10 protein-coding genes and 1 pseudogene are annotated in these 8,397 nt (G+C 61.2%); 5 read left to right on the top strand and 6 right to left on the bottom strand.

The window, feature by feature from the left end; genetic code table 11:
* Positions 1 to 535 precede the first annotated feature (535 nt).
* Together BP26_RS29830 and BP26_RS29825 are read left to right on the top strand one after the other, a co-directional pair.
* The gene (locus BP26_RS29830; protein ID WP_157572704.1) at positions 536 to 1,135 is read left to right on the top strand and encodes a hypothetical protein; all 600 of its coding nucleotides are present in this window, start codon (positions 536 to 538) and stop codon (positions 1,133 to 1,135) included.
* A gap of 89 nt (positions 1,136 to 1,224) precedes the next feature.
* Positions 1,225 to 1,719 (top strand): hypothetical protein, encoded by a 495-nt coding sequence (locus BP26_RS29825; RefSeq protein WP_157572703.1) that lies wholly within the window; start codon positions 1,225 to 1,227, stop codon positions 1,717 to 1,719.
* A 438-nt stretch (positions 1,720 to 2,157) separates the two neighbouring features.
* Here BP26_RS29825 and BP26_RS27970 read toward each other — a convergent pair whose 3' ends face one another.
* From BP26_RS27970 to BP26_RS0122235, 4 genes are all read right to left on the bottom strand, one after another.
* The gene (locus BP26_RS27970) at positions 2,158 to 2,646 is read right to left on the bottom strand and encodes a hypothetical protein (RefSeq protein ID WP_051749301.1); all 489 of its coding nucleotides are present in this window, start codon (positions 2,644 to 2,646) and stop codon (positions 2,158 to 2,160) included.
* Between the two features lie 285 nt (positions 2,647 to 2,931).
* Positions 2,932 to 3,387, bottom strand: a complete 456-nt coding sequence (locus BP26_RS0122245) for an LIC_13387 family protein (protein WP_029922759.1) — start codon at positions 3,385 to 3,387, stop codon at positions 2,932 to 2,934.
* A gap of 117 nt (positions 3,388 to 3,504) precedes the next feature.
* Entirely contained in the window at positions 3,505 to 3,984 is a 480-nt protein-coding gene (locus tag BP26_RS0122240) for an SRPBCC family protein (RefSeq protein WP_029922758.1), read from the bottom strand.
* Positions 3,981 to 4,307 (bottom strand): ArsR/SmtB family transcription factor, encoded by a 327-nt coding sequence (locus tag BP26_RS0122235; protein WP_029922757.1) that lies wholly within the window; start codon positions 4,305 to 4,307, stop codon positions 3,981 to 3,983. The genes BP26_RS0122240 and BP26_RS0122235 overlap by 4 nt, the downstream gene beginning before the upstream one ends.
* A 104-nt stretch (positions 4,308 to 4,411) precedes the next feature.
* Here BP26_RS0122235 and BP26_RS0122230 point away from each other — a divergent pair, with 104 nt between their 5' ends.
* The gene (locus BP26_RS0122230; RefSeq protein WP_029922756.1) at positions 4,412 to 5,170 is read left to right on the top strand and encodes an ArsR/SmtB family transcription factor; all 759 of its coding nucleotides are present in this window, start codon (positions 4,412 to 4,414) and stop codon (positions 5,168 to 5,170) included.
* A gap of 15 nt (positions 5,171 to 5,185) precedes the next feature.
* On the opposite strand, the gene BP26_RS0122225 is transcribed toward BP26_RS0122230, so the two are convergent.
* Both BP26_RS0122225 and BP26_RS30430 read right to left on the bottom strand, forming a co-directional pair.
* Positions 5,186 to 5,494, bottom strand: a complete 309-nt coding sequence (locus BP26_RS0122225; protein ID WP_029922755.1) for a hypothetical protein — start codon at positions 5,492 to 5,494, stop codon at positions 5,186 to 5,188.
* A gap of 457 nt (positions 5,495 to 5,951) precedes the next feature.
* Positions 5,952 to 6,539 carry a nuclear transport factor 2 family protein gene (locus BP26_RS30430; RefSeq protein WP_211255019.1) on the bottom strand — a complete coding sequence of 196 codons (588 nt, stop codon included), beginning with the start codon at positions 6,537 to 6,539 and terminating at the stop codon, positions 5,952 to 5,954.
* Between BP26_RS30430 and BP26_RS27965 the strand changes: the two genes are divergently transcribed.
* Both BP26_RS27965 and BP26_RS30775 read left to right on the top strand, forming a co-directional pair.
* Complete coding sequence (locus BP26_RS27965; RefSeq protein WP_169740765.1) at positions 6,538 to 7,728, top strand: transglutaminase-like domain-containing protein; 1,191 nt, start codon at positions 6,538 to 6,540, stop codon at positions 7,726 to 7,728. The genes BP26_RS30430 and BP26_RS27965 overlap by 2 nt on opposite strands.
* A 372-nt stretch (positions 7,729 to 8,100) precedes the next feature.
* Positions 8,101 to 8,397: pseudogene (locus BP26_RS30775) on the top strand (IS3 family transposase); the annotation flags it as partial.

The following is an 8,397-nucleotide window of genomic DNA, read 5'->3' as shown; positions in this document are numbered from 1 at the left end:
GGCAGTCTGAATAGCGACGTTCCAGTTCGGCCGAACGCCCACATATTCGCCTCAAGCAGGGCCACGTGGGATCAGGCGTTGGAGAACATTCCATCCGTTGCGAGGCTCCCTCAATGAGGGCAGAACCACGTAGATATCGCCTCTCAAATCCAGCAGGATAGGGGGCGCACCGCGCATCGTCCGCAGACCGCAGTCGGCCCATTCCAGCCTGTCGCGAGCGGCCGCTTCCTGGCGCTGAAATTTGATCGGCCTTAATATCGTGGCATCTAGAGATTTCAGGGACTTGGCGTATGACTTGCCGTATTGAACCGCGGATGCTGTGTTGGTCCATGCAGTCTAATCAGCGCTAGCCAGCAAAGGCCATGAAACATCTCAATGGAATCAGAGCAAAAGTTCTGGAAACGGCGCGATCTGAGCCAGCGTCTCCTTGGAAGCGCATCGCGAGCCGCGCCCAACTGTCGCTTCCACCAGGAGACTTTCGGCCGCCGGTGAAGCTCGGCGTTGGGTCAACTAGCTTGTCGTCCAGGGGAAACTTATGCGTAGCTGCGACTGGCTAAGGTGGTCAGTCTACTTTGGGGCAATGTTCTTGACAGCGGCATGCACCGACAACCCTACGGCACATGTCAGCGCGACATTCAGTCCACGCCCTGATCAGAGACTGAACGGAGAACAGAAGATTCAAATTCCGAAGAATTTTATCTACAGCCGGCAGGCGATTGATAAAAGAGACTTCGGACTAGTTGAAGGGATCTACGTCGCCGAGTTTCAGGATAACTACGGAAAATATTTTCGTGGGCCAAAAGGATGTGTTTTTTTAAGTGCCCACGGACACTCCGATACTACAGTACACCAAGACGGCGGCATTTATTTGCCCAATCCAGAGAGTAACGCACAGCCAACGATCTATTACTATATTGGCAGCACGATGAATGCCAAGCAATTCGATCAGTACGAATTGCAGCAATCAGTTGCGCCTGTCACTCCCAGTACGACGACAGCCCAAATTGTCGGAGGGGCAATCGGAGTGGGAATCGTCTCAGGGATAGTTTCAGGGCTCAACGGAAAGATTGCATTCCATTCGCCGCCAAATGATTGGGGATCGTTAATCCGGAACATAAAAACCGTTGTGCCGTGAACGCTTCGGTTGTCGAAACCCTTGACCTTGCCGGACGAGCCAACATTCGAAGCGTAATGCAACAAGCTGAATATCGAAACGGATAAGCCATGACAAAAGCATGGGTCATTGCCGCGCTATTGTTGTTGAGCGCCTGCACCCCTTCAGTCACTCGCTTTGGAAATACTTCCGCTGACGACTCTAACCTGTCGATGATTGTTGCGAGAGGCATTTCCCTTCCCCAAATCAACGATGTCATGGGAATCATAATCCGAGATATTGATGGACACATGTGCTTCACCGGGTGTGGCAGCCCTTTTAGCCGTACTGTTCCCGGCCGACACGAACTGAAAGGGACACTAGAAACACCGAGGAGAATCAATTTGCTTGGATGGTCCAACTGGAAATCCGCCCCATTTGAAACAAGGGTGACTTTAGAACCTGGTTGGGTATATTTGGTGGAACCTACCGTTGTCGATCAAAAAATTGATATTTCTTTCCGAAAACTTTGCCAGACGAATGATTTTGATAAGACGATACAGACGCTATTGGCGCAAAACATTTTTGCGCTGCCATCTCCACAGAGTCTAAATTGCAGCCGCTAAAAGCCAATAAACATTGCGAGTTGCCACTTCTTAGACAAACTCCAGTTGTGGCATATTGTCATATGCAATGAGAACTGCTTGCGACGCGTCGAAATCTGATCATGCTGCCAAATGGCGATCTTGAGCCAAGCTCAACGTCAGAGGGCTGCAAGCTGAAACTACCGTGCCGTCCGCGAACGCCAACCAAAGGTACCCAAAAGCCGCCGTCCATGACCGACTGCACCGGCCTGCCAGGCGCCCGACCGAGGTCTCTGGCGTACGGCCGCTTTTGTGCTGCGAGATTCAAGGATCGTGTGGCCGCTCTTGGCACATACCGGCCTGTCGTTGAAGTCGGCTTAGTGGTGGGAACTGACCTTGTAATGGCGTCAGCGAGCAAAAGCGGACCACGAGAGACTGCTCCAGACTATGAAGCGTCACTCGTGGCCGTGCCGTGCCTGATCAATACCTCGGTGCGGCGTAATACGCCGGGGCCGGTGCGTAATACGGGCGGTAAACCACACGCGGTGCGTAGTAGATGACCGGCGCCGGCTGTGCGTAGTAGGCCGTGGGGGCCGGTGCGTACGTCACGGCCGGAGGTGGTGCGTAGTAGGTTGGGCGCGGTGCCGGCTGTGCGTAATAGGCTGTGGGTGCCGGCATATACGTCACGGCTGGCGGCGGTGCGTAGTAGGCTGGACGTGGCGCCGGCCCTACCGCTGGATTGAAGGCCGGCCCGAGCGGGCCCTCGAAGCGGCCGGTGAACGGTGCGGTGGCCAAGGCCGCGGCTGTATTGAGCACCACCCCCGCCGCAACGAACGGCATGGTGATGACGGTGGCGATGACGTCGCCAGGACGGTCGGGGCGACGATCGTAATAGCCATCGGCGTTCGCGATGTTCGGCAGGACTGCCGCCAGACCCAGCGCCGCAATGCCAAGGAGTTGTTTGTTCATTTAGCCGTTACCCCACACGCGCCCATGGATTGAGACGATGGTGGGACTTATACACTATCGCTCCTGAATGGAAGGTGAACCCCGGGATCGGCGCGGATTTGCCCCTGGTCGATGGCGCTGCTCCGCGCAAAACTGGCGGATTCAGAGGGGGATGGCTGCCATCGGGAATCGGGGATAGGGTCTGGTTTGCAGGCCCACTTTCGGGCGGTGAAATCCAGAGGCGACCGGGCGCAATTGGCATCCAAGGGCCGATTGCCAAAGCATCCGCGGGGCCTCTCCAGCCTGTCATGTCCGGCGGGAAGGGGCGGTCAAGTTCGTCGGAAGTTCTGTACTGGAAAGTACCCATGCGATGAGGATGCATAGGGTGATGGCGATGGAGAAGGCGAGTGGGGCGATGAAGAAGTATTGCCAGGTGATGATGGCGATGGCGAGGTAGGCGGCGGCGAGGGTGAGGAGGAAGGGGCGCAGTTTTGCCGCATCGGCTTTGGCGAGGGTGGCGAGTTGCCAGAGGATGAGGGCGAGGGCCAGCTGGTAGACGCTGATGCTGAGGCCGAAGCCGTGGTAGAAGGCCCAGTAGGTGCGGTCGGCGCCCATGGCGCGGACGGGGAGGGACTTCATGGTTTGTACGAAGGCGGCGGTGGGGCCGTCCTTGATGAGGATCCAGGGAGCGCCGGCGCTGTGGCCGGCGGCGAAGAGGAAGGCGAGGATGGAGGCTATACGGAGTGGGATGTGGGGTTTCATGGCGGTGGTGCTGCTGTTGTCAGGGAGCGGCTGCTGGGAAGTGCGCGCCCCTCACCCCGGCCCTCTCCCCACAGGTGGGGAGAGGGGGAAAGAAGTTGTTGCGGATGGGAAGAAGATTCACAGCGGGTGGCTGGCGATGTCGGCGGCGTAGAGGGCGAGGAGGCCGGGCCAGCCGCCGTTGACGTCGTTGCGCATCTTTTCGCCGCCCTGGGGGCCGAGGGATTCGAAGTCGCGGTGTTCGACTTCGACGCGGGTGGTGCCGGGGGCGGTGGGGATGAAGCGGACTTCGACTTCGGAGGCGACGGTGGTGTCTGGCTTCCAGTCGGCGTTGATTTCCCAGCTGACGACGAGGCGGCTGGCGGGTTCCCAGATGCGGACGTGGCCGTTGCTGACTTCGCTGCCGTCTTCGTATTCGGCGTACCAGCGGCCGCCGACGTAGGGTTCGATAAGGGAGCGTTTGACGGGGCCGTTGCCGATGCCGTGGGATTTGGGCCACCAGCGGTCGATGTGGGCGGTGAAGATTTCGAAGGCGCGGGCGGGGTCGGCCTGGACTTCGATGCTTTTGCGCACGGGGGCGATGGTGATGTGGCGGCTCATGGCTTGGGGTCCTTGCGGTGGCGTGCGTCGCGCGCGACTTCCTGCTGGAAGGCGCTGAGGGCTTCGTCCCAGAACTGGTCGAGCCAGGCGCGCAGGGGCGCGAGGCCCTGCGGGTCGATGGAGTAGACGCGCTGGGTGCCGGCGGCGCGGTCGGTGACGAGGCCGGCGTTCTTGAGGGCTTTGAGGTGTTGCGATACGGCGGGGCGGCTGACGCTCATGCCGCGGGCGATTTCACCGACGGGACGCGGGCCGGCGCGCAGGCGCTCGAGGACTTTGCGGCGGGTGGGATCGGCCAGGCAGTCGAGGGCTTTTGCGTAAGTCATGGCTTACGGTAAGTATTTGCTTACCTAGTGTCAAGCCTTGGGTTCAGCCTCCGGGGCGGGATCGTGGCTTGACATGTGACTAAAAGGTCACATATTGTCCGGCCATGGATGAAGTGTTCAAAGCCCTGGCGGACCCGACGCGGCGCAGCTTGCTGGATGAGTTGTTCCGGGAGGACGGGCAGACGTTGGGGATGCTGGAGGCGCGGTTGCCGATGACGCGCTTCGGGGTGATGAAGCACCTGAAGCAGTTGGAGGAGGCGGGGCTGGTGGTGAGCAAGAAGCGCGGGCGGGAGAAGCTGCATTTCCTGAACGCGGTGCCGATCCGGCTGTTGCATGACCGCTGGGTGAGCAAGTACGCGGAGCCCTGGGCGGCGGCGCTGAGCGGGCTCAAGCATTCACTGGAGGACAGGACGATGGAGAAGGTGTTCGAGATTTACATCAAGACGACGCCGGAGCGGTTGTGGCTGGCGATCACGGATACGGAGATGCGGCGCAAGTACAACTTCGGCGCGGTGGTGACGTCGACGTTCAAGGCGGGTTCGCGCTACGAAGGTGTGGGCGGAGGCAACCTGATTTTCGAGGGGGAGAATCTGGAGGTGGATCCGCCGCGCCGGCTGGTGCAGAGCTTCCACGCGGTGTGGGGCGAGGATGTGAAGGCGGAGGGGACGTCGCGGGTGACGTGGGAGATTACGGCGGTGGGGGATTCGTGCCGGCTGGTGGTGACGCATGATCAGTTGCGCGAAGGGGCGAACGAGCAGTTGTATGGCGGCTGGCCGATGGTGTTGTCGGGGCTGAAGACGCTGCTGGAGACGGGGGAGATTTTGACGACGCCGGGTTCGTTGCGCTGGTTGGGAGCGCAGTAGGCGTGGGCGTGTCGCTCAGGCGTGCTTGTTCTGGCGGACCTTGCCGAAGTGGATGGAGATCCAGACACCGAGCAGTACGGCGCCGAGCAGGGTGGTGAGGAAGCCGGGGTTGAGGGTGAGGGCGAAGGGGAAGGTGAGGAAGAGGTAGCCGCCGGCGAGGAGGTTGACCAGGCCCCAGAGGAAGTTGACCAGGGGCGAGGAGTCGCCGATGCCGGGGGGCTTGGAGAAGGGGCTGGGAAAGGGCATGCCCATGAGGCCGGCGGCGAGGTGGGGGATGCAGTTGCAGAGGAAGGCGCCGGTGAAGAAGTTGGCGAGGAAGTGCATGCGGGCGTGTCCTTCTGGTTGCGGTTGCGGTGTCCGGATGGCGAGGCGATCCAGAGTGGTGTGGATGATGCAGGGTTTCGCGGGTGGTGGGAAGGTGTGAAGCGGGATGTGGAAAAGCATTTTTGCTGGGATGGTTTCGCGGATGGGCGGGTGGATGTTCCACGCGAAACAAAAGGGGTGGGTTATGGGATGAAAGCCTTGGGTTTGCCAGACAAACCCAACCCTAACCCACCCCTAACCCAACCCTAACCCAGGGCTAAGCCAACCAAGAACCAAGAACCAATAACCAAGAAAAAGATAAAAGACTTTTTTGCAGCCCTTGGCGTTTTAAGCGACGGGGGTGAAATGGGGCGGAGGAAGGCGCCGGGCTTTTCCCTTGCCCCGGACCGGGCGGCTGGTTCGCATACGCGCTTGGTGAGCTTGCCCCGCAGCGCTTGCCTGTCGGCCGCGCTGGGACTCAGGCCGCGGTGAGTGTGCCTTGGTGGAAGAGCAGTTGCCAGTTGCCTTGATTCAGTTTCCAGATGGAGCTGCGCAGTGCGTGGGCGGCGGGTGCGCCGGAGGTGGCGTGGCGGTGGCTGCGGTAGGTGACGAGGGCGGTGTCGGCGGACAGCGGGGTGAGTTTGAAGTCGCTGAGGCTGCGTTGGGTGTGGGGTTCCTGTGCGAGGGCCTGGATGATGGCGGTGCGGGTCCAGACGGTGCCGGAGGCGCCGAATTCCACGAAGTCTTCGGCGAGCAGTTGCAGCAGGGCTTGTTCGCTGGAGCGGACCTCGGGTTGGAGGAGGCGCGTTTCGAGCTCGAGGAGGTGGGCTTGCAGTTGCATGAGGCGGCGGTGGCTCGGCTGGGTGGGTCTGTGCGGATGATGTTGCGGCGTTGGTTTGATTGGCAAGGATGGCGCGCTTCGCCCTCTTTCCGGAAACGCCGCGTGGGTGGTGCGGGGGAGTTCGGGATAGGCAATCTTGAGGGGTTGAGGCGTGACGGGAGCGCGGGTGTAGACTGGGTCATGCAAAGAACTGGCGGCCATTGCAGCCGCCTGGAGGATGGACATGGGCGCCGGATGCGGGAATCGCGCAATGCGGGTTTCGTGGGTTCATCTGCGGCTGCTTTGGATGGTAGTGCTGGCGCATTCGCTTTCCGCTTGTGTGGGCCTGCCGGAGCAGCCGGCGATTTCGCAGGAGGATGTTGCCTGGGTCAGCGGCGGTGGGGGCTTGTCGCGCGCGCCGGAAGACGGGGCGATCGAGGATGCGTCCACGCTGATGCGGGTGACGCCGGAGATGCGGCGCTTCGCCAATGAGGCGACGGCCGGCGAGGTGAGTGTGCAGGGCAAGGTGGTGGCGCTGGCCGAGGCATTGGGCGACGCGGACAAGCGGCATGTCAGGTACGACGCGGAGGCAACGCTGACGGCGGAGCAGGCGTTCCTGCAACGGCGCGCGAATTGCCTGTCGTATACGCTGCTGTTTGTGGCGCTGGCGCGTGAGGTGGGGATTCCGGCGGAGTTCAACGAGGTGGACGTGCCGCCGATCTGGGATCTGGGGGACGACCGGACTTCGCTGCTGTACCGGCACATCAATGCGCGGATCGACCTGTTTCACGGATACCGGGTGGTGGATGTAAGCGGCGACGAATACGATCCGGCGTATGACCAGCGGGTGATTTCCGATACGGCCGCGCTGGCGCAGTTCTACAACAATCGCGCGGTGGAGCTGCGGTTGAAGCAGCGGCAGGCGGAGGCGTTGCGCTACGCGCTGCGGGCGCTGGAGCTTTCACCGGATACGGCTTACCTGTGGACCAACCTGGCGAGCCTGTATCTGCTCGACGGCAATGTGCGCGCGGCGCGGATCGCGGTGACGCAGTCGCTGCAGCTGGATGCGTCGAGCATGATGAGTTACGACACGGCGTCGCAGGTGTACGAACAACTGGGCGAGCCCCGCCTGGCGCGGTATTTCCACCAGCGGGCGCAGTATTTCCTGGAGCAGAATCCGTATCACCATTACCAGTTGGCGCTGGCGGCGCTGCGTGCCGACGACAAGGAGGTTGCATACAACGAGACGCGCAGGGCGATCGGGATGTATTCGAAAGACGCGAGGTTCTTCTTCCTGATGGCGGTGGTGCTGAATCAGATGGGAAAGGAGGTGCTCGCCAGCCAGAGCATGCAGGTGGCGATCGATCTCACCAGCGACCCGGCGCAGCAGGAGCGGTACAGGAGCAAGTTCGCGCGGTTGACGAAGCAGGGGTGAGGGGCGCGGAAGCGTTCCGGTGGGGTGTTGCGGTTTGCGGTAGAGAAGAATATAAATGTGCTGTGCTTGTCGTGTTGCGACTGAAGCGCAATGAAGCCCCGCCGTCGAGCGGGGCTTTTTTGTTGGCGGGCTCGTCTTCGGGGCGCGCGTTGGCCCCTCGATACACGTTGCTGCGCAACGCACTCGGGGCGAACGGGGTTGGGTGCAGGGGCGAGGACGGAGGGGCGCTCCGCCTTGCCTGAAGGCGCTTGCTTTTGGTGTCCACCCCTACGGTTCTGTTGTTTTCTCGGGCTGCCTGCGGGCGGCTTTTTTGTTTCAGGTGACCCGTCCTGTCCTGGGTTGACACCTTTTCCACCAAGAAGAGGCGAGTCAATGACGACAGGCGTTAAGCGGACACAGCGGGACTACACGCTGGCTTTTAAGCTGGCGGTGGTCGAGCAGGTCGAAAAAGGCGAACTGAGCTACAGGCAGGCCCAGGCGCGGTACGGCATCCAAGGGCGGTCGACGGTGCTGGTGTGGCTGCGCAAGCACGGGCGCCAAAGCTGGGGTGTTGAGGCATCATCCCGTGCTATGCCCCGCACACGCCCCCCAACACCCGGCGAACTGACTCCCGAGCAGAAGATCAAGGCGCTGGAAGTCCAGTTGCAGCAAGCCCAGGAGAAGGCCCAG

Source organism: Nevskia soli DSM 19509 (genome assembly GCF_000711955.1).
Taxonomy (GTDB): Bacteria; Pseudomonadota; Gammaproteobacteria; order Nevskiales; family Nevskiaceae; genus Nevskia; species Nevskia soli.
This window is presented reverse-complemented; position numbering and strand designations above follow the sequence as displayed.